19 protein-coding genes and 1 tRNA gene are annotated in these 19,245 nt (G+C 50.9%); 8 read left to right on the top strand and 12 right to left on the bottom strand.

The features are described from left to right. Positions 1-97: 97 nt before the first annotated feature. From msrB to RJ53_RS07045, 3 genes are all read left to right on the top strand, one after another. Positions 98-535, top strand: coding sequence for a peptide-methionine (R)-S-oxide reductase MsrB (gene msrB, locus RJ53_RS07050; protein WP_211530925.1), 438 nt, complete (start codon positions 98-100; stop codon positions 533-535). A gap of 182 nt (positions 536-717) precedes the next feature. Continuing rightward, the gene (locus tag RJ53_RS11870) at positions 718-840 is read left to right on the top strand and encodes a symporter small accessory protein (RefSeq protein ID WP_343221847.1); all 123 of its coding nucleotides are present in this window, start codon (positions 718-720) and stop codon (positions 838-840) included. Beyond that, positions 830-2,386: a sodium:solute symporter family protein gene (locus tag RJ53_RS07045; protein ID WP_211530924.1), complete on the top strand. Its 1,557-nt coding sequence runs from the start codon at positions 830-832 to the stop codon at positions 2,384-2,386. Before RJ53_RS11870 ends, RJ53_RS07045 begins: the two co-directional genes overlap by 11 nt. Positions 2,387-2,390: 4 nt before the next feature. Here RJ53_RS07045 and RJ53_RS07040 read toward each other — a convergent pair whose 3' ends face one another. The 3 genes from RJ53_RS07040 to RJ53_RS07030 all read right to left on the bottom strand — a co-directional run bounded on the left by RJ53_RS07040 (position 2,391) and on the right by RJ53_RS07030 (position 7,496). Next, positions 2,391-2,861, bottom strand: coding sequence for a 23S rRNA (pseudouridine(1915)-N(3))-methyltransferase RlmH (locus RJ53_RS07040; RefSeq protein ID WP_211530923.1), 471 nt, complete (start codon positions 2,859-2,861; stop codon positions 2,391-2,393). Positions 2,862-2,863: 2 nt separating this feature from the next. Further along, the gene (locus RJ53_RS07035; RefSeq protein WP_211530922.1) at positions 2,864-6,838 is read right to left on the bottom strand and encodes a tetratricopeptide repeat protein; all 3,975 of its coding nucleotides are present in this window, start codon (positions 6,836-6,838) and stop codon (positions 2,864-2,866) included. Between the two features lie 130 nt (positions 6,839-6,968). Next, on the bottom strand, positions 6,969-7,496 hold the full coding sequence (locus tag RJ53_RS07030; RefSeq protein WP_211530921.1) for a hypothetical protein: 528 nt from the start codon (positions 7,494-7,496) through the stop codon (positions 6,969-6,971). A 90-nt stretch (positions 7,497-7,586) separates the two neighbouring features. Between RJ53_RS07030 and nifB the strand changes: the two genes are divergently transcribed. Continuing rightward, positions 7,587-8,501 carry a nitrogenase cofactor biosynthesis protein NifB gene (gene nifB / locus RJ53_RS07025; RefSeq protein ID WP_211530920.1) on the top strand — a complete coding sequence of 305 codons (915 nt, stop codon included), beginning with the start codon at positions 7,587-7,589 and terminating at the stop codon, positions 8,499-8,501. Positions 8,502-8,533: 32 nt separating this feature from the next. After that, positions 8,534-8,704 (top strand): hypothetical protein, encoded by a 171-nt coding sequence (locus tag RJ53_RS07020; protein ID WP_211530919.1) that lies wholly within the window; start codon positions 8,534-8,536, stop codon positions 8,702-8,704. A gap of 270 nt (positions 8,705-8,974) precedes the next feature. On the opposite strand, the gene RJ53_RS07015 is transcribed toward RJ53_RS07020, so the two are convergent. Beyond that, positions 8,975-9,196, bottom strand: coding sequence for a hypothetical protein (locus RJ53_RS07015; RefSeq protein WP_211530918.1), 222 nt, complete (start codon positions 9,194-9,196; stop codon positions 8,975-8,977). 144 nt (positions 9,197-9,340) lie between these two features. Here RJ53_RS07015 and RJ53_RS07010 point away from each other — a divergent pair. Beyond that, positions 9,341-9,425 (top strand) — tRNA-Leu (locus RJ53_RS07010). A 205-nt stretch (positions 9,426-9,630) separates the two neighbouring features. Here RJ53_RS07010 and RJ53_RS07005 read toward each other — a convergent pair. The 5 genes from RJ53_RS07005 to RJ53_RS06985 all read right to left on the bottom strand — a co-directional run bounded on the left by RJ53_RS07005 (position 9,631) and on the right by RJ53_RS06985 (position 14,005). Beyond that, the gene (locus tag RJ53_RS07005; protein WP_211530917.1) at positions 9,631-11,631 is read right to left on the bottom strand and encodes a PAS domain S-box protein; all 2,001 of its coding nucleotides are present in this window, start codon (positions 11,629-11,631) and stop codon (positions 9,631-9,633) included. Continuing rightward, the gene (locus tag RJ53_RS07000) at positions 11,621-12,175 is read right to left on the bottom strand and encodes a hypothetical protein (protein WP_211530916.1); all 555 of its coding nucleotides are present in this window, start codon (positions 12,173-12,175) and stop codon (positions 11,621-11,623) included. The genes RJ53_RS07005 and RJ53_RS07000 overlap by 11 nt, the downstream gene beginning before the upstream one ends. 121 nt (positions 12,176-12,296) lie before the next feature. Beyond that, entirely contained in the window at positions 12,297-12,914 is a 618-nt protein-coding gene (locus tag RJ53_RS06995; RefSeq protein ID WP_211530915.1) for an HD domain-containing protein, read from the bottom strand. A gap of 40 nt (positions 12,915-12,954) precedes the next feature. Beyond that, the gene (locus tag RJ53_RS06990; RefSeq protein WP_211530914.1) at positions 12,955-13,506 is read right to left on the bottom strand and encodes a DNA polymerase ligase N-terminal domain-containing protein; all 552 of its coding nucleotides are present in this window, start codon (positions 13,504-13,506) and stop codon (positions 12,955-12,957) included. Positions 13,507-13,549: 43 nt separating this feature from the next. After that, positions 13,550-14,005, bottom strand: coding sequence for a universal stress protein (locus RJ53_RS06985; protein WP_211530913.1), 456 nt, complete (start codon positions 14,003-14,005; stop codon positions 13,550-13,552). A 164-nt stretch (positions 14,006-14,169) separates the two neighbouring features. Here RJ53_RS06985 and RJ53_RS06980 point away from each other — a divergent pair, with 164 nt between their 5' ends. Both RJ53_RS06980 and RJ53_RS06975 read left to right on the top strand, forming a co-directional pair. Beyond that, a complete protein-coding gene (locus RJ53_RS06980) occupies positions 14,170-14,994 on the top strand; it encodes a mechanosensitive ion channel family protein (protein ID WP_211530912.1) in 825 nt (274 codons plus the stop codon). Between the two features lie 106 nt (positions 14,995-15,100). Further along, positions 15,101-15,766, top strand: a complete 666-nt coding sequence (locus RJ53_RS06975) for a hypothetical protein (RefSeq protein WP_211530911.1) — start codon at positions 15,101-15,103, stop codon at positions 15,764-15,766. A gap of 100 nt (positions 15,767-15,866) precedes the next feature. On the opposite strand, the gene RJ53_RS06970 is transcribed toward RJ53_RS06975, so the two are convergent. The 3 genes from RJ53_RS06970 to wtpA all read right to left on the bottom strand — a co-directional run bounded on the left by RJ53_RS06970 (position 15,867) and on the right by wtpA (position 18,803). Beyond that, the gene (locus RJ53_RS06970; protein WP_246496032.1) at positions 15,867-16,946 is read right to left on the bottom strand and encodes an ABC transporter ATP-binding protein; all 1,080 of its coding nucleotides are present in this window, start codon (positions 16,944-16,946) and stop codon (positions 15,867-15,869) included. Beyond that, the gene (locus RJ53_RS06965) at positions 16,930-17,586 is read right to left on the bottom strand and encodes an ABC transporter permease (protein ID WP_343221846.1); all 657 of its coding nucleotides are present in this window, start codon (positions 17,584-17,586) and stop codon (positions 16,930-16,932) included. Before RJ53_RS06965 ends, RJ53_RS06970 begins: the two co-directional genes overlap by 17 nt. A gap of 179 nt (positions 17,587-17,765) precedes the next feature. After that, positions 17,766-18,803: a tungstate ABC transporter substrate-binding protein WtpA gene (gene wtpA / locus RJ53_RS06960; RefSeq protein ID WP_211530909.1), complete on the bottom strand. Its 1,038-nt coding sequence runs from the start codon at positions 18,801-18,803 to the stop codon at positions 17,766-17,768. Between the last annotated feature and the right edge of the window lie 442 nt (positions 18,804-19,245).

The raw sequence follows: 19,245 nt of genomic DNA, 5'->3' as shown, positions 1-19,245 counted from the left end.
TGTATCCGTATAATTGGCCGGGTAGTAATAAATAATATTGTTCGGGCATATTAGAACTATCGCCTGTTTTATAATGTTCAAGGATCAAGATCCGGCTATGCCCCTGATATCGATCTACTCTGTTGCCGATGGTAGATACCATGATCGCCCGATCATCGAGAGGAGTGAGCAGGAGTGGAGAGAAATTCTCCCATCCGAGGTATTCTTCGTTGCACGGAGGAAGGGAACGGAGCCGGCCTTCACCGGGAAGTATCATGCCTGTAAGAAACCCGGCGTTTATGTCTGCGCATGCTGCGACACCGACCTCTTCCTCTCGGACGACATGTTCGACTCAGGTACCGGGTGGCCAGGCTTCAACCAGCCGGTCTCTGAGCAGAACATCAGAATAGAAGAAGACAGGAGCCATGGTATGATCAGGGATGAGGTCCTCTGCGCCGTATGTGGCGCACATCTCGGTCATCGTTTCGATGACGGCCCTGCCCCGACAGGTATGCGGTACTGTATGAACTCCGCGGCACTCAGACTGCGATCATAATCTGATAGTTTTATTACCTCGTATCCATTATCAATAAGTGGATACCTCATGTCTGCTGTACCAGAATGTAAGGGATGGAACATTCCAGTCGTTGCAGACTTTTTCTTTTTCTTCTTTAGATAGGGAGACCGCTATAGCCTGGTCTCCCGTGCAGTGATGATGAGGTACCGGAGGTTATCACCATGTTTGGTATTCCTGATCCCTATATCTGGGTGGCATATCTGCTGATTATTGCGCTTGCGGGCGCATGTATACTGTATGGTCTGGTGAACTGGAATCGCGGAGAGGGTGATCTTGGCAGTTGATCCCCTGGTCACAGGACTTGTGGTCGTTGGATACCTGCTGATGATCATCGGCCTTGGGATCTATGGATACCGCAAGACGAAGGTTGCCGAAGATTATATGGTCGCTGGGAGGAACAGCCACCCCCTTGTCATAGCGCTCTCATATGGGGCGACATTCATCTCAACCGCTGCCATCGTCGGGTTCGGCGGTGTCGCAGCCAGCCTTGGGATGGGGCTGATCTGGCTGACCGTTCTGAATATCGGTGTTGGTGTCCTCATCGCCTTCGTCGTCTTCGGAAAGCGGGTTCGGAGGATAGGGAAGAAGCTTGGTGCATTCACCTTCCCTGATCTGATGGGAAAGTGCTACAACTCACCGTTCCTCCAGTATGTCAGCGGGATTATCATCCTCCTTTCGATGCCGATCTATTCTGCCGCAATCCTCATCGGCGGCGCCCGTTTCATTGAAGTGACCCTTGGTATCCAGTATACGACGGCACTCCTTGGATTTGCCATCATCGTCGGATTGTACGTCGTTTTCGGCGGTCTCATTGCCGTCATGTACACTGACGCTGTGCAGGGTGCCATCATGGCGGTCGGGATGGGGCTTCTGCTGGTGCTGACCTATATCAAACTTGGTGGGGTGACGGTGGCGCATACCGCACTCACCGGGATGTCAGATCTCGTCCCGGCGGCCCTTACCGCACAGGGACATATGGGATGGACGGCGATGCCTGCATTCGGATCACCGATCTGGCTGACACTTGTGACGACGATGGTCCTTGGTGTCGGTATCGGTGTCCTTGCACAGCCACAGCTCATCGTCCGGTTCATGACGGCACGTGATGACCGGTCGATGAACCGGGCAACCCTCATCGGGGGGCCGTTCATCCTCCTGATGACCGGCGTCGCCTTCACCGTCGGTGCCCTGACGAACGTCTACTTCTATCAGAATAGCGGGGAGATTGCCCTCACCGCAGCAGGGGGGAACATCGACTCCATCATCCCGCTCTACATCACCAGCGCGATGCCGGATCTCTTCGTCATCATCTTTATGCTCACTCTCCTCTCGGCGGCGATGTCGACGCTCAGTTCCCTCTTCCATACGATGGGAACGGCGCTCGCCTGCGATGTCTGGGGCCGCGGCCGGGCATGTGCCCTCTCCCTCAGGGCAAATAAGCGAGGCATCCTGATCATGATGATCATCTCCATCATCGTCGCCCTCCTCCTTCCAGGGAGCATCATCGCAAGGGCGACCGTCATCTTCATGGGGCTCTGCGCCTCTGCGTTTCTGCCGGCGTTTATCAACGGCATCAGCTCAAAATCCCCCTGTCTTATTGGAGCAAAGGCATCCATGCTCGTTGGGGCAATCATCTGGGCAATCTGGACAGCATTTGTTCATGCAGCAGAATCAGGTGCGATCGGTCTCTCACAGCTGATCTTCGGTGCCCCGTCGGTTCTTGGTCAGCCATACAGTGCGATCAACCCGCTCGTCGTCGCACTTCCGATATCACTCATTGTGATGGTCGCCTTTCAGATCCGGCATAACCGGAATCTGAAGATAGAATAATTTTTTACCTGTGGTATGGCTCGCCCCGGATGATCCGGAATGCCCGGTAAATCTGTTCAAGAAGAAGAAGACGGGCAAGAGTATGGGGAAACGTCATCTCTGACAGGGAGAGGAGAAGATCAGATCGCTTCTTCACCTCGTCAGAGAGGCCATCCGGCCCTCCGATAAGAAAGACGAGATCCCCGGTACCCGCAATCTCTCTCTCCCTGACCAGATCGGCAAATGCCTCGCTCGGCATCTCTTTTCCCGCAGGATCGAGGGCGATGAGGAGTGCCGGATCCTTCGATGCTGCAAGGAGGGTGGCACCCTCACGCTCCATTGCACGCCGCTTCTCCCCCTCTGAGGAGTACTTCTCTTCCGGAAATTCTGTTATGCTGAGCCGGGTATAGGGGCGAAGCCGGGAGTGGAGATCCCTGATCCCTTCCTTCATCCAGGAGTCCTTCACCTTCCCGATGGCGATAATACGGATATGCATGCTCAGAGATCCGGATCACGATTCAGTGCTTCGGAGAGGCAGCGGAGCGCCTCCTGTCGCTCTCCGATACTATCGAAAATACGGGACTTCCGGTACCAGGCGAGTGCGTGTTCAGGATTCTCCTCAAGGATATGCTCAAAGCATCCCATCGCCTGCTCCTTCTTGCCAACATAATCGAGGATGACACCCTTACTGTACCATGCATTCAGATCGTCCACAGAGAGATCGATTGCCCTGTCAAAGGACTTCAGGGCATCATTGTATCGCGCGAGAGTGACAAGGAGCTCACCACGGGCACTCCAGAGCGGTCCGTTCTTTGCATCGATAGAGAGGGCCTTCTCATAGTATTCAAGTGCCTCCTCATATCTGCCGAGCCGCTCAGCGAGATTCCCACGCCTGACGATTGAGGCAGGATCGTTCGGATGTGCCTCGATGATCTCATCAAACTGCCGGACCGCCTCACGGTATTGTCCCATATGGGTGAGGAGTGAGCCGATCGCATACAACGTCGCCTCTGCATCAGACTCCTCCTTCCGGAGCCGGGTATAGACCTCAACCGCCTCGTGGTACCTGCCAGCGGCATCGAGTGCCGAGGCATAGCCGCGTGCAAGAACGTGATCATCCTTTCTCATATGCACTGCTCTGGAGAAGGCATCAATCGCCTCCTCGTACCGTCCCATTCTGAGGAGGAGGGTCGCCGAAAACTTCAGGTATTCGATATCTTCGGGGTCTTCCTCAAGGAGGGTCTCAATACGGGTGAGTGCCTGTTCATCCTCCCCGAGGAGGGCAAGGGTCCTTGCCTGGGCAAAGCCGGCACCCGGTACGCCAGAAGCTTTCCGGTACCCCTTCTCAGCCATCTTCAGATCCCCGATCGTTTCTGCAAGCCTTCCGAGTTCAAACCATGCACTCACATCCTCCTCCTCCCGTTCAAGGTAAAGCGAGAGAGAGGAGGTTGCTTCCTTTCTCTTTCCAGCCAACGCCAGTGCTTCTGCCCGTTTCTGATAGACCCGTGGGGTGATATCTCCAATTGAGAGCGCGCGGTCATATGCCTTTATCGCCTGTGTATACTCTCCATCAGAGGTGAGGGCATCTCCCATTGCAGAGAAGATCCCGGCATTGTCCGGATGTCTCTCCCCTGCATGTTCGAGATGCCGCAATATCTCTGCAGAATACCCTGCCTTGATGAATGAATCTGCAGCTTCAAGGACAAGTACCGGATCATCGGGCTCATGAGTGAGGGCTTCCCGGTATGCATTCGCTGCCTTGTCATACTCCCCGAGCATTGCAGAGAGCCTCCCGAGCCGCCAGTGCATTATTGTAATATCAGGATACTGGGCGATGATCGTTTCACAAATGTCGGCGGCATCTTCGATTCGGCCAAGACGTTCAAGGATACGTTCCATCTCGATCAGAAGACCCGCACTCTCCGCGCCCTGGTTCATCGCCTCCTGAATCGCATTTCCTGCAAGCTCCTCCCTTCCAAGGTGTTCAAAGACGGATGCACGGGCGACCCACCCCCCGATATCCTCCGGATGATCATCAGAGTACCGGTTGAGGATCTCATCTGCCCTGGCATATGCACCAGTTGAGGCAAGGAGGCTCCCGAGCCGGAAGAGGGCATCAGGGAGGCGATCAGCGACCTTCTGGTAATTGGAGATGGCATCATCATACCTGCCGAGGTGCTCTGCAGCGAGCCCTGCATAATAGAGTGGCATCGGATCATCACCATTACCCTCCTTCTCGAGGAGTGCCAGCGCCTCGTCATACCTGCCAGAGCGGAGATGTGCTTCGCCGGCGAGGATGGATGCCCCCTCAGCCATCTCAAATGACTCTGCCGCTTCTGTATAGTGGCCGGTCTGCATCAGGAGTGTTCCTGCTTCGATGGAGAGATGGCGAAGTGATGGATTGATTGATAGAGCCTGGGAGAGATCCGAGAGTGCCTCTTCATATCGTCCGAGTCTGCGGAACACAGCTGCCCGCCCGATAAGGGCTGAAATATTCTTCGGAGTATGGGAGAGCGCCTGAGTGAATGTGGATGCTGCCTCCTCGCAGGATCCATGTATTGAGAGGAGTTCGGCATGGATGAGGGAAAGATCGCCCTGATCACCTGACAGCCTTCTCAGATCCGCTATCGATCTCTCTGCATAGCTTAATTCGCCAATATTCAGGGATAATGCAGATTGGAGGAGGAGTGCAAGCCCGTTCTCCGGCTCCTCTTCCAGAACCGCTCTGATTTCAGAGAGTGCCTCATGCATCTGGCCGAGATTGTTCAGGGCACGTGCAGAGATGAGACGGATATACGAGTGTTTTCTCAGGTTCTCCGGGAGGGTCTGGATGCGTGAGAGAGCTGCCTCTGCCTCGCCGGTGAGAAGCTGCAGTTCAGCTGAGAGGCTTGCGGCATACCAGTCGTCTGGGGCAAGCTCACATACCCTGATCAGGTCATTAAGTGCCGGAAGGAGGAGACCCTGTCGCAGGTTGGCCTCTGCACGGTTGCGGAGTGCATTGACATCCTCTGGTTCACCGGAAAGAATATCCCCGAACTGAATGGCTGCTTCCGGGTATTTTCCGCTCTTGAGAAGAATCTCTGCTTTGAGCCGGCGGGCATTCCCATCATCTCCATGTTCTCTTCTGTATGTCGCGAGATGTGCCATCGCAGCGGAGTGATGACCAAGTGCCGCTTCTGCCTCGGCAGATATGAAGAGCAATGCCGGGCTCTTCTTCTCTTCCTGGGGGAGCCGGCTGATCATCTTCACCGCTTCCTCATATCGCCCAAGACCGGCGAGAGCCCGGGCCTGAAGGCCGATGACGACGACATTTTTTGAATCGATCTCAATGGCTTCAGGAAGATCTGATGGTGTTGTATCATATGATCGTCCAAAAAGGCTCATATCTCCGTCGCTAGCAACCCAGGCAACTTTGCTTGATCCCTCAGGACGTTGCATTCTTTGGAAGCTGTCAAGGGCCTCCTTATACCGCCCAAGATTCATCATAGCAAGGCCGCGCCTGTACCATGCGTTTGTATTGGTGGAATCATATTTCAGAATATGATCGAAACATTCTGCGGCGCGTTTCATCCTTCCAATCCGTTCAGAGGTGATAGCGAGGAGATACCAGGCCGGGACTGATTCGGGGTGTTTTGCGACGATCTTCTCAAATCCGGAAGACGCATCCTCGTACTTTCCTGCCATGAAGAGACAGTGGGCACGAGCAGTCCCTGCTGCGGAATCATCGGTGACGCCGCGCATCACCTCTCCATAGGATGCAGCGGCGGCCGGATAATCACCATATGCTTCTTCGATCCGTGCCCGTGCATACCATGTTCCGGGATCGTCTGGTTCAATCTCAAGAGCGATCCGGTATGCAGCAAGAGCCGCTGCCAGATCTCCTGCTCCCTCAAGTGCACGCCCTTTCAGAGCCTGCATTCTGGCAGGCATATATCCTGCCGCAAGTGCCTGGGTTATCGCCACAATCGCCTCTGTGTGGGAACCGAGCCGCATCAGGAGGGAGACACGCCATGCTATTGTGGTGCCATCATCCGGATGAGATGCGACAACCTGATGGAGCGTCTTCTCAGCCTCTTCATATCGGCCCAGGATCTCCAGCCATTCGGCTTTTCTGATGAGAATATCGCGTCTGGATGCGTCTGATGGAGGGAGTGCATCAAGGCTTGCAACCGCGTCTGCGAATCTTCCAAGATGAGCCTGTAACCCTGCCTCCGCAACCCTGATCGCCGGATCGTTGGGTGATATCATTCTGGCTTTTCCGAAGGCCTCGAGTGCTGCACTGTACTGTCCGAGGATCCGTTCTGCTGAACCGAGGAGGTACCAGGCATTCCCATTCTTTGGCTCAATATCAACTGCACGACGGCATTGTTTTACTGCGTCCTCAACATGCCCTTTCTCCAGATGTACCTCTGCTTTCTGGATGAAGGGTGCGGCACTATCACTTTTTCCACGAAGACTTCCAAATAGATCCATTGTATCCCATCACTCCAGAAAAGGTTGCTCTTGAAGAAGAAGGCTGTTGTGATCAGAGGGAGTCCGGATTTGGCGCTGTTATCGTGTCATCCTCTCATTAAAAAGGGAGTTTCCGGTGGATGGTCTCCCCTCATCCGATCTGTTGACGAAGCTCAATGACGACCCCGTAAACATAGGGTAATTCTGAATTGAAGATGTTTGGGCTTGATCCCATCTCCGGAACCTGTTCTCTGTGGGTGATGATATTGTCCGGGTAGATGTGGATCGATCGGGTTTTGTATGGAATACCTGATGCCCGAACCTCATCTGCGGAGCCGGGTGAGAATCCGGCTGGAGCCCTGTCGATATTATAGGTGAAGAAGGTGAGCATCATCGGGTATCCGGCGGATGGAAGGGTCCCGGGTGCCTGGCGGGCATCCATTTCAAGCTGAAGCATGAGGGCGGGTTCGGTATCCAGCGGCGCAGCATCCAATTTTACAATTACACTGGATAGTTCAGGAGGCAGGATAATAACCGGGGATTCCGGGGGTGCAGGTTCCGGGGTTGGGGTGGGGGTCGGAATCGGGGCAGGCTCCGGTACATCGGGCGTAGTGGTGCATCCGCTGATGCAGACTATCAGCAGGCAGAGGCTGAGGAGAAAGGGAAGAGTGGTCTTCATGAAGCTTTATATTCACAATATTTAATATAAATATTCGGGTATGCAGGAAGAACAGTATTTATAGCATCTTCCTCCATTACAATTGATCATATGACGGATGAGGGTTATCAGACAGCAACAGTTCAGGGAAAGGAGATCCCCTATGATCCCGAGACACTCCGGAGGATCAGGGATCACCCCTGTTTCTCAGAGAAAGCCTGCCATAAATCCGGAAGAGCCCATCTCGCAGTCGCTCCCAAGTGCAATATTCAGTGCAATTACTGTGTCCGGGACTTTGACTGTGTCAATGAATCCCGTCCCGGGGTCGCAAGTGAGGTGCTGAGCCCGGAGCAGGGGCTTGCCCGGGTTCGTGAGATACTGGATAAGTTTCCGTATGTCAAGGTGATTGGGATCGCAGGGCCTGGTGAGCCGCTTGCCAATCCGGAGACACTCGAGACGATGCGGCTCATCCATGAGAACCATCCTCATCTGATCCTCTGCATCAGTACAAACGGACTTCTCCTGCCGGATGTCATCGATGAGCTGATCAGGTATGATGCCTACAACCTGACGGTGACCCTGAATGCGGTGGATCCCGAGATTGGGGCACAGATCTACTCGCATGTCACTTATAAAGGAAAGAAGTATGTGGGTGTTGAAGGTGCGAAACTCCTCCTTGAGCAGCAGTTGAAGGGGATCCAGATGGCGGTTGAGCGAAAGATGATCGTGAAGATCAATACTGTGTATATCCCCGGCATTAATGACGAGCATATTCCGGAGATTGCAAAGGTTGTCGGGGCAATGGGTGTCTTCAACTTCAATATCATCCCGCTCATCCCGCAGTACAAATTTGCCGATATCACTCCTCCGACGCCTGCCATGAAACGGGCGATGCATGACCGGTGCGCACCCTATGTCAAACAGATGAAACACTGCCAGCGGTGCAGGGCAGATGCTGTCGGAAAGCTCGGGCAGGATGTTCAGTCTTCCCTCTCCAGCCCATGTGCCGGAGAGAAGGAGGAATGAGTTTCATCTCATTGTGAGAGTGAACGGGATCAATGAGTAAGATAGTACTTGTTGACGAGGAGACCGGGGATCGGATTCGCCATCCTCTCCGGAGCCTGAGAGAAGCGGACATCCAGCGGGAATGGTATGAGAGAATGACCGGAAGACGTTTTCGGGTGATGAAGGTCTTTATCGAGCCGGACGGTCAGGAAGAGCTCGTCTAAGAAGAGATGGTGGTTCTTCCCGCCTCTATCCCGTCAGGTAATCTGATTGATGGAGGTGATGAAGAGGATGGCACGACCATCTTCCGATCAGATCGGTTATCATCGATGATCCCCTTATGAATCACTTTCTTTCAGGAGATCATATCGATGAGATTCCGGTCTCGGTAGATACTCCGGAATCATCACATCCGTCTCTGATCGGATTCTCCGGGATATCGTGGATCCGCTTTTCCTGGCAGTGCTCGTAATGATACCTATTCTCTTTTTGTCTTATCGTGGGATCATTTCAGGGGGTTTACGCTGTTTCTTACCTGGCTCCTCACGGTCCATTTTGCTTCCAATGCTTCTCTCATCCGAGGCCGGCTCTTTCTTCTGGTTACTGGTTGCCAGGCGGGAGATGAGAAGATCATAACTCTCTTTCGGATCTTTCTTCAGGGTGTCGAGAACCCCTTTCGTCCGCCGGGAAATCCTGATGGTCGTCGTAGTGTTCATACTGTTATGTATATAATATAATACATATATATTATTTTTTATATGACTTTATTAATTTCAGGATTGAGAGCTGGGTGGTGACTGAACACTTTGCTTTGTTGATCTGCCAATCCTTTTCTGGATGAACGACATATAGTATTTAGCGCGAGAGTAGCCAAGCCCGGCCAACGGCGTCGGACTTAAGATCCGATCCCGCAGGGGTCCGCCGGTTCGAATCCGGCCTCTCGCATTTCGTCAGATGGTATTCTGCTGTTCCAGAGCCTCTTTTTTCCATAGTATGAGAAAGATTGTCCGATGCGCTTCTGTTCTGAAACCATGGAGAGCTATCTGCTGAAAAAAAGAATGAAGGCAGGGGGAAAATCCGGTTTCGAAAAGCGAGATATCAGGGTGTCTGACCATATGGGCGGGATATGTATGCTGGTGTTTGAATGGATTTACACCATATCAATGGCCTGCCATCCTCCCTTCGGCACCGTGATACAGAATCGGGCTCCTTCTCCGTACACCCCTGTCTCGGCTATGGTGATGCCTGTGATTGAGAGGATCTCACGTGTGAGGAAGAGTCCAAAACCGGTGCGTCTTCCAACACCCCGTTCAAAGATGCGCTCCTTCTGTTCGTCCGGAACACCCGGGCCATCATCCTGCCAGAGAATATAGAGGTTCCCATCACGCTCCATGCAATGAATTTCAACATGGGTTGCGCCTTCGCCGTGCCAGATGGTATTTTCCAGAAGGTTTGCAAAGACCTTCTCAAGCATCGGATCGGCGAGAATCTGGTACCGGCAGGCGTCATGCTGTATTGGGATTCTCCCATCATCGATTGATTTGATTATTCTGCTGATCGAGAGCCATGCCGGCCTCTTTACCCCCAATTCCTCATACAAACGGGTAAATTCGATCTGCTGCTGTATGGCGTTTGATGCCTTCTCAACCTCTCCAAGATATCTGGTTTGTTCCGGGCTGGTTATATCTGCCCGGGCGAGATCGAGATATGCCTGGAGTATCATTATATGATTGAGGATATCGTGCCGGGTGATGCTCGAGAGGATCTGCAGTTTTTTATTTGCATTGTTGAGGGCCTCGGTTGCGAGTTTCTGTTCAGTAATCTCTGACATGGTGACAAAGACCTGAAACGGTCGTCCATCTCCATTTCTAAACTGGGGGGTTGCATCCACGCTCATCCATGTTATATCCTGAACATGTGGATTATAGACCCCGACAATTATATTTTTCACCGGCTTTCCGGTTGCAATTGGGATCATCGAAGGGAACTTGTGGGGAGGGAGAGTTTCGCCATTCTCTGATATGATCTTCCAGCGAGGATCCATGGCCTTTCTCCCCATGAACTGGCTACGGGTCAGTCCAAACATCTTCAGTGCTGCCGGGTTTACATCTACCAGCGTGCCATCAGAACGCTGATAGAAGACTCCGGTCGTCATTGTTTCAAAGAGTGTACGGAACTTCTTCTCGCTCTTTTTCAGCTCGTCCTCAGCCCGCTTCCGCTTTGTAATATCAATTGCAGTAAATGTCACTCCGGCTGATCTGTTGTCAGGATCAAGATAGGTTGAACTGAGGTATATATCCCGGATCTCTCCATCTTTTCGTAGCCACCGGGTCTCAACCGATCCAAAGCCCTTTCTATCTATCTGAGCATATTTCGTCTGATGAACCTGTTCGTACTCTTCATGCGATGAATAGAGGTAGCGTGAATCCTTTCCAATCATCTCCTCCCGTGCATAGCCGGTCATCCTGCAGAGATAGTCATTCGCTTTGAGAATGACACGATCCTGAACAAGGCCGATTCCGATCGGCGCGACACGAAAGATACTTGAGAGTGACCCTTCGCTCTCCCTGAGCGCCACTTCTGCCCTGACTCTATCGTTTATATCACTAATCACGATCCTGCAGACCGGTTCGCCAAGCTCATCAACTGCTGAGGCGGCCTGCAGATGCACCCAGAGTATGGTTCCGTCCTCGCGTACCATCCGCAGATCACATCCATTCGGCTGGGTGGTTTCGAAGAACTGGTGACGGTACTGATGGTAAACGTCCTGATCTTCCTCAAGAATGAACCGGGAGAGTGGCTGGTTGAAGAGGGCCTCCTGTTTCAATCCAAGCATGGTGGCTGCAGTGACATTCGCCTCCTGAATCTGTCCTTTTTGGGTGACGGTAATATAGCCCACCGGTGCCATGTCGTAGAGTTCGAAGTAGCGCGTTCTTGAGACCTCCAGCTCTTCCTGTATCCGACGGAGAACTTCGTTCTGCATCTCAAGTTCGATCTGCTGCACCAGGAGTTCATGGAGTGTCCACCGCGTTTCAGCAGGTGTCAGCAGGGTCTTCTTCTCCTGCAGGGTTTCTTCCTTTTCAACTGCTATCTTTTCAGCCCTGCGTCGTAAATCCCGGGACGTATCTGGGCTATTCTCTTCATGTGTCATAGCGATCTTCTCTCCTTATTGCAGGGTATGGTACGAGAAGCCTGACAGGCATGCTGCCGGCAGATGGCATACTTGTGAGAGTCATGGCAGAGAGATGCCTGTTACACCTCGCTGTGATCGTATCCCGGCCTTGTGCAGGAGAGCTCAGGATTGCAATCCTCGGAAATTGATTACTTGACATACCATGTTCTTTCTTGAGAGTAACATGGAGGTTCTTCCATCTCCTCATTTTTATTCCTTTTTGTTTATTTTTATCCGTGCCTCCGCACGGTCTCAAAAAACCAGACAGACTGGTGATGCCATCAAATACCAGAATACTGTCTTCGTGTGATCTTTTCCTATTTTTTTGAGAATTATTTCCAGATGAAAAAAGTATGATGCGCCCCCCGGATCCTTTCCGGAAACTGTCCATCCAATCATTGGATATCGATGATCTCGTCACACGTATTGAATTTTCACTGATGAAGGGTTGTTGAGATATCGATGCAGACGGGCTCGGTATCGAGTTAGAGGGGTGAGTTTGATCGATCACGGAGGCACGCATACTGATTCATTAACATAATAGCTAATAAATATTATGATTTAAATTTTAATAATTGGAGAAAAATAGATCTGATGCAGATAGGGTTCACCGTGAGGAATTGTGGTTGATTCTTAACTCGAAATCACCAGTATGCAGCCTTCTCGCTGCATTCTTCTGAATCTGCTTGTATATCTACTTGAAGTATCTCAAGAAACTCCTTGAGGAATGCATGCCTCTGTACGGCAATCTTCCGTGCAGCCTCAGTGTGCATTCGATCCTTCAGCTTCAGCAACTTCTCATTGATATGATGCACCGCATCGGAGATTCCCCCTCTCTCCTCTCCTGCCTGCATAAAAGTCCTGGCAATCCCGACAGCACCCATCGCATCCAGCTTATCGGCATCAGAGAGGACTTTTGCCTCCAGCGTCTCAGGGGTCACATCCGATGATCGGTACCTGTGTGCTCGGATGGCATGGAGAATACCGGGAATGTACACATCCGGGTAATGTATCGATCGGAGGTAGGCTTCAGCCAGCTCTGCACCCTTCTCTTCATGAGGAATCCCGGTTTTATCCTCAATCGGCCGGGCGATATCGTGAAAGAGAGCTGCGGGTATAAGTATCTGCATTTCCGCGCCCTCCTCGGTGCCAAGAATGACACAGAGCTTTGTGACCCGGAGTGTATGATCGAATCCATGAGCCCCTGAGTCGGCAAACGCTCCCCTGATGTATTCCTGCATCGCCATCAGTCTGCTATCCATCCGGAGTATCTGGGATCTTACAGATGAAAACGGTGCCTTATCAGCTCTCTCTTTCACCCTCGGCTATCTCTTCGATACTCCGTCCGGTGAGTGCAGAATCTGGGGCTGTATCAACCAGCTCCTTGGATCGATCCGCATACTGATCATCCATCTTGATAACAAGCCAGCGGGCAGTATCACCCGCGCCTGTCCGGATGAAGGCCCAGCCACCTTTCATCTTCGTTCCATCAAAACGGACCTCTGCCTTCCCCTCAGCGAGAGAGGTCTCCATATCCGCACCGTCTTTTTCTGCCCTGATATTCTCATACCACCCGGTATCCCAGACCATGACGACCCCGGCGCCATACTCCCCTTCCGGGATCACTCCTTCAAAACCGGCATACTCGAGGGAGTGATCCTCGGTCGGCATCGCAAGGCGCTTCGTCTTTGGATTGACAGAAGGCCCTTTGGGGAATGCCCAGGATTTGAGGAGACCGCCGACCTCGAGGCGGAGATCATAGTGGAGTCTCGTTGCATCGTGATTCTGAATGACAAATCGTGGTCTCTCGCTCATACTCCTCATCTCATCAGAATGGTAGTTTTCTGGTTCCATTTATGGATGGAGAGAGATGTTTTATGAAATGATGTATATCTGTTCAACGGACAACCAACGCCGATACCGGTGCATGCTCCAGGACAAACGAGCTGACACTTCCAAGGAGGAGGCGGGATATGCTGCCATGGCCACGGGATCCGATTACGATAAGATCAACACCCATCTCCTCAGCAATCCCGACGATCTCATGTCGCGGATCCCCCCTCCGGATATGCAGGCGGATCTCTACTCCACGACTATCCATCACATCCCTCAGCAGCTTTTCGATGAATTCTTTCTCACGCTCATCAATGATGCGGCCCAGTCCCGGCTCAGGATCGAGCCCGCCTGTTGCCGCATGCGGGGGGATGGCATCCGGAATACGGATCGTTTCATCAGGCGCATGAACAAAGACTGCATGATATTCAGTATCTACAGGAAACCAGTCAATTGTTCGCATCATCGCACGCTTCGATCCATTGGAGCCATCAACAGCCATCAGAATTTTCTTTGTCATTGCACTCACCCTCCCTTTCTGACGATCCAATAAAAAGGTATTCTTCCGATAGTGGAATCACATGAGATCCGAATCTAATAATACAATAAAAAATATAAATTTCATTATAAATTATTGTATGTAGGGGATACAATTATGTGGGTTCCCGCTCACTGCCACTCTGTATGGAGATTCCGGATACTTTTTCCAATACGACAATCCCTCTTGTTGAGATTACATTTGATACGATACTCCTCGCGGTCATTATTGCTGTTCTGGGTTTTTTCGTCGTAAAAATTCTCGGTTTGATATTCAGGCGTTCACTCTCCAGAACGTCGTGTCTTCCTGAACTTGTCGTGGAATTTCTCGCCAGTTTTCTCTCTGTTTTGTTGTATGTACTTCTTCTCCTTCTCATCCTTGCAATACTCGGCGCTGATGTCTCTTCTATGGTGCTTGGACTCTCTGCGGTAATAGGCCTCATCCTCGGCTTTGGTCTCCAGAGCACCATCTCAAACCTTGCTGCCGGTGTTTGGATTGCTGCACTCCGCCCTATTGATAAAAATGAGTTTGTGGAGGTCAATGGTATCTCCGGAACCGTTGTATCTGTCGGTATCATGGCAACTGAGTTGTTAAAACCCGATAACACCTTTGTGACCATCCCAAACTCTCTCGTCTGGGGAAGTCCGGTTATCAATTCCACCCGAATGGAGACACGCCGTGTCGATGTCACGGTCGGAGTTGCATATGGGAGTGACCTCGATCGTGCTATCAGGGTCGCCACCAGTCTGATGGAGGGCCATGATCTGGTGCTCCCGACGCCGGCTCCATCGGTGGTCGTTACCGAGCTGGCAGATTCATCCATCAATCTCTCGATGCGGGCATGGACGAAAACACCGGATTTGTGGGGAGTAAAATTTGATCTGACAAAAAAGATCGTCACAGCGTTCAGGGAAGCTGATATCGAGATCCCCTTCCCCCAGATGGATATCCATCTGGATTCTCCACAATAACATTTTCTCCACTGAATGAATTGGAATTGAGCTTCTCTGATGACAGCCGGAGATGGTGGTTCCATAGACCACAGCATTCATTACCTTCCCTCTCCATCCTTTCGCCATGAATGGTGACCAGGAGATTATCTGCGCAGCTCTTGAGAAAGCGCTTGAACTTGGTGTGGATGTTGCCGGTGCTGTCCCTGCAGCGAGGCTCATCAACTGTCCATCCGCAATCGCCGACGGCCACCAGGGATCTGACCGGGACCGGGGCACATACATCATCCTTGGGCTCTTCCATGATCCCGCAGATCCGGATCTCGACCTCTGGGAAGAAGGGAGAGGGACGCCGGGAGATCGTATCCTCGGGGAGATTGGCAGATCTCTTTGCAGGTGGCTCGCGGAGACCTCCGGAAGAGAGGCATACACCATCCCGTATCGGCTTGAGGATGGCGGCATCTATCTCAAGGATGCGGCCTGTATGGCGGGCATTGGTATCATCGGGGCGAATAATCTCGTTCTGGTTCCTGGCTTTGGTCCGAGAATCCGGTTTCGGGCGGTATGGGTGGATCTGAAAACCCATGATCCGAATCTGCCGCCTCTGGTCCTTCCCTGTGCAGACTGTGGAAAGCTCTGTCATCATGCCTGCCCGATGCATTCCTTCTCCAGCGGCAGGTACAGCCGGAGCAGATGCATGGAGCGGATGAATAAGGATAAAGAGAGGGGGAGTGGACAGGCCGATCACTGCCGCGCCTGTGAGCTTGCCTGTCCTGCCTGGAAAGGGCTCTGATCAGGGTGGTTGCCAGGAACTTACTTCTCCTCTTCCTTCAGCTCCCTGAGCCGTGCCCTGATTTCGGACTAAATCAATGCATGGATATTTTGATCTTTTTTTATGTTACTCCTTCGTTTTCGATCACTTTGATCGCACTTGCTTTGATCGATGCAACCACATCCATGCCCGGTGAAAAATCCAGTTGTTCTGCTGAGAGTGTGGTGACGAGTGCAAGGATAGGAAAACCTGCATCCATATGCACCTGCGTAAGGGGGCCTCCAAGGGGAACAACAGCAGTTATTGTGGCAATGAAACGATTTTGTGCCGAACTTATGAAACCATTATGAAGCTCTACCGTCACATCGATCGCACGGAAAGCAATTTCAACCGGATCGCCGGGAGATGCATCAGAAACGGCAGTGATACTCTTCCCTCCAAGATTAATTGTTGTGAGTCCAGATGAACGTGCGATGATAACTCCTGGAATGACATTATCCATGCCGATAAACCGTGCAACTACTGTACTCCCAGGATTCTGAAAGACAGATTCAACCGGACCTTCCTGAACGCATATTCCGTCGATGATCACCGCACATCGGTTTGCCATACGCATGATCTCCTCTCGTGAATGAGTCACCTGCACAATCGTGAGATTCTTTTTCCGATGGATTCGAAGAAGATCCATAATGATCTGTTCGCGTGTTATCGGGTCAAGTGCTGCAAATGGCTCATCAAGGAGAAGAATTTCCGGATCAGAGGCCAATGCTCTGGCAATGGCAACCCTTTGCTGTTCCCCTCCGCTCAAAGTGCCGGGATACCGTTTTTTTAGGTGTACTATGCCAAATTGTTCAAGCAGTCGGCTGACACGCCTATGAATCTCTTCTTTTGAACATTTTTGCATTCTGAGGCCAAAACCGATATTCTTCTCGACACTCATGTGTGGAAAGAGCGAGTAGTCCTGATATACTAACGCAATCCGACGCTTTTCAGGAGGGAGAGCAGCTACATTCCGATCATCGATTGTAATCATTCCTGAATCTGGTAGATGGAGCCCTGCAATCGCCTCAAGAATTACAGTTTTTCCGGCACCTGACGGGCCGATGATGAAGTAGTAATCACCTCTATTGATCCTGATTGAAACATCCTGAAGATAAAAATCTCCAAGCCTGAGGGAGAGCTTATCAAACTCGATCATCATACCTCCCTATAAATCGTGACAGATAACGAAGAATAAGAAAAACGGTAAAACATGACAGGATCAGGATGAAAGCAATACTACTACTCTCTTTAAGGCCTCCTGTGGAAAAGCGATAATAGAGCAGTGTTGAGATGACCATCGGATAATAAGCAATCATTATGATTGCAGCAAATTCTCCAATAGCTCTTCCCCAGGAAAAAATAGCTCCATTATAGATATGACGTGCAGAAAGGGGCAGAGTTACATGCAGAAATGCTGAAAACCTTGTTGCTCCGAGAGTTCGTGCCACATTTTCAAGGTGAAGCGGCACCTTCTCAAATCCTTCCCGAGCTGAATTGATAAAATACGGGGATGATACAAAGAGCATAGCAACAACAATTCCCGGATAGGCATCTTCGAATGAGAAACCGATATTGTAGAGAGGACCCCCTACCAATCCCCGTTTCATGAAGAGGATATACACGAGGATCCCAGCAACAGTATGGGGGAGCATCAGAGGAATATCAACAATAGTCTCGACAAATTTTTTTCCCATAAATTCTGCTCGTGCAAGTACATAGGCCAACGGAATGCCAAAGATCATAAGAATAATTATCGCATTTGCACCGGCTCCCATTGTGAGGATGATCGAGTCGATCACTTTGGAATCGGATGCGACCTGCAGAAGATGTGGGATATCAGAAAGCTCCTGAATTGTCATATTCAGGAGGGGCAAAATCGTAATACCAAGGATAAGGCCCCCAAGGAGTGAAAAAAAGAGAAGGCAGCGGTCACGAAGAAATGAACATTGAGCCATAGCAGATCGAAAAAAGAAGGAATTCAGGAGGTGGCTGTGAGGCCCTTCAGTTCTGCCGGTATGTTGCCATATCCGCCTGCCGGAACAATCGGAGGCTGGCCCTGACCATCCATAACCGCATTTCCGGTTGAGTCGATTAACATCTCGATAAATGCAAGACCTGCTGCAGGATTCTCTGAATTATCCGGAACAGTTGCACCATAGACGATTGGCTTACCAGTCATCATACCTCCTTCCGTATCAATAATAACAGTAGCATAGGTAGATTCGAACTCAATGGATGAGAGGTCAATTGCTTCTGGAAGTTCGATGAATTTCAGGTTGTGTTGAACAGCAACAGACCGATATTCCCATGCATAATCAAGGCCACCGCTCTGAAGCATCTGGACAAGCTCGACAGATTTAGGGCGTATTTGTAGTTTTCCCTTCGGTTCGGGTGACGTTGCATGGATTGTAGAGACTTCATCGCTGACTGAAACAGTAATCGCAGAATTTGCTACAACGAGCCGTTCAAAGATGGTATCATCACCATAATGTGTTTCAGCGAGTTTCATGGTCATCAGGGATCTATATCCACAGGGATCGAGGTTGGGATCGGAGAATGCCCATGCCACATCGGATTTCTCAAGTATTGTATACCAGTTGTCGGCATTTACCTCATCAGCATATAAGCTCTCATCAGTGTAGCAGAGTACCATACGGTTCTTTGCAAAGGTGACATACCAATCTGCATAATCCGGCATCATCAGGCTCGGAATAAGCGTATAATCTGCTGATGCGAGTACATCCGCACTTTTATCGAGGTCTGTAATCTCTTTAACCATCTTGGTTGATCCACCTGGAACCAGCCGAACATCAGTACCTGGATAGGCAGCTTCAAAAGCAGCCTCAAGCTCCTCGAAGGGCACTGTGAGGCTTCCAGCATGAAATACGGTAACAACACCGGAAATTGCAGGAGTGTTTTCTATCGGTGCAGGTTCATCCTGACCCATGCACCCACAGAAAAATACTGCGGCTATTACAAGCGCCAGAGCGAAGAGAACATTCTTCATCTGTTTCATATCGAAAACTATGTTGGGGATATAAATTAAATATGTCTATTTGATGGTGATGTAAATATGATTAAATTAACTATATAGAAATAAATCAGTATTGATTGCCTTATTTGGAATACACAATCTGAAGATGGTGACTGTTTGATACGATTGAGACCTCTAATAGTGTTTTTTGATTGATTTGCAGAAGACTTTCCATACCCTCCAAATCGGGTCATCTCCAAATCGATCCATCTGATCATTGTCCGTATCCATACCGTTAGTGTGAGTGAGATCATCGTTTAGGCAACCATTCACTGATGGCCTCCCACCACAGGCTCATAAATGAATCTGATGGGGAAGGCCTTTAACTCCACAGGCGAGAAGTCCCCTTGCGCAAGCTGGGGGATGAGAGCCGTCTACGAGCTCCCGCAACCTTTATGGTTCATCACACCTGATAGCAACTATG

This window comes from Methanocalculus chunghsingensis, assembly GCF_018132105.1.
GTDB classification, from domain to species: domain Archaea; phylum Halobacteriota; class Methanomicrobia; order Methanomicrobiales; family Methanocorpusculaceae; genus Methanocalculus; species Methanocalculus chunghsingensis.
The sequence above is the reverse complement of the archived record's forward strand: the minus strand, read 5'-3'. Positions and strand labels throughout refer to the sequence as shown.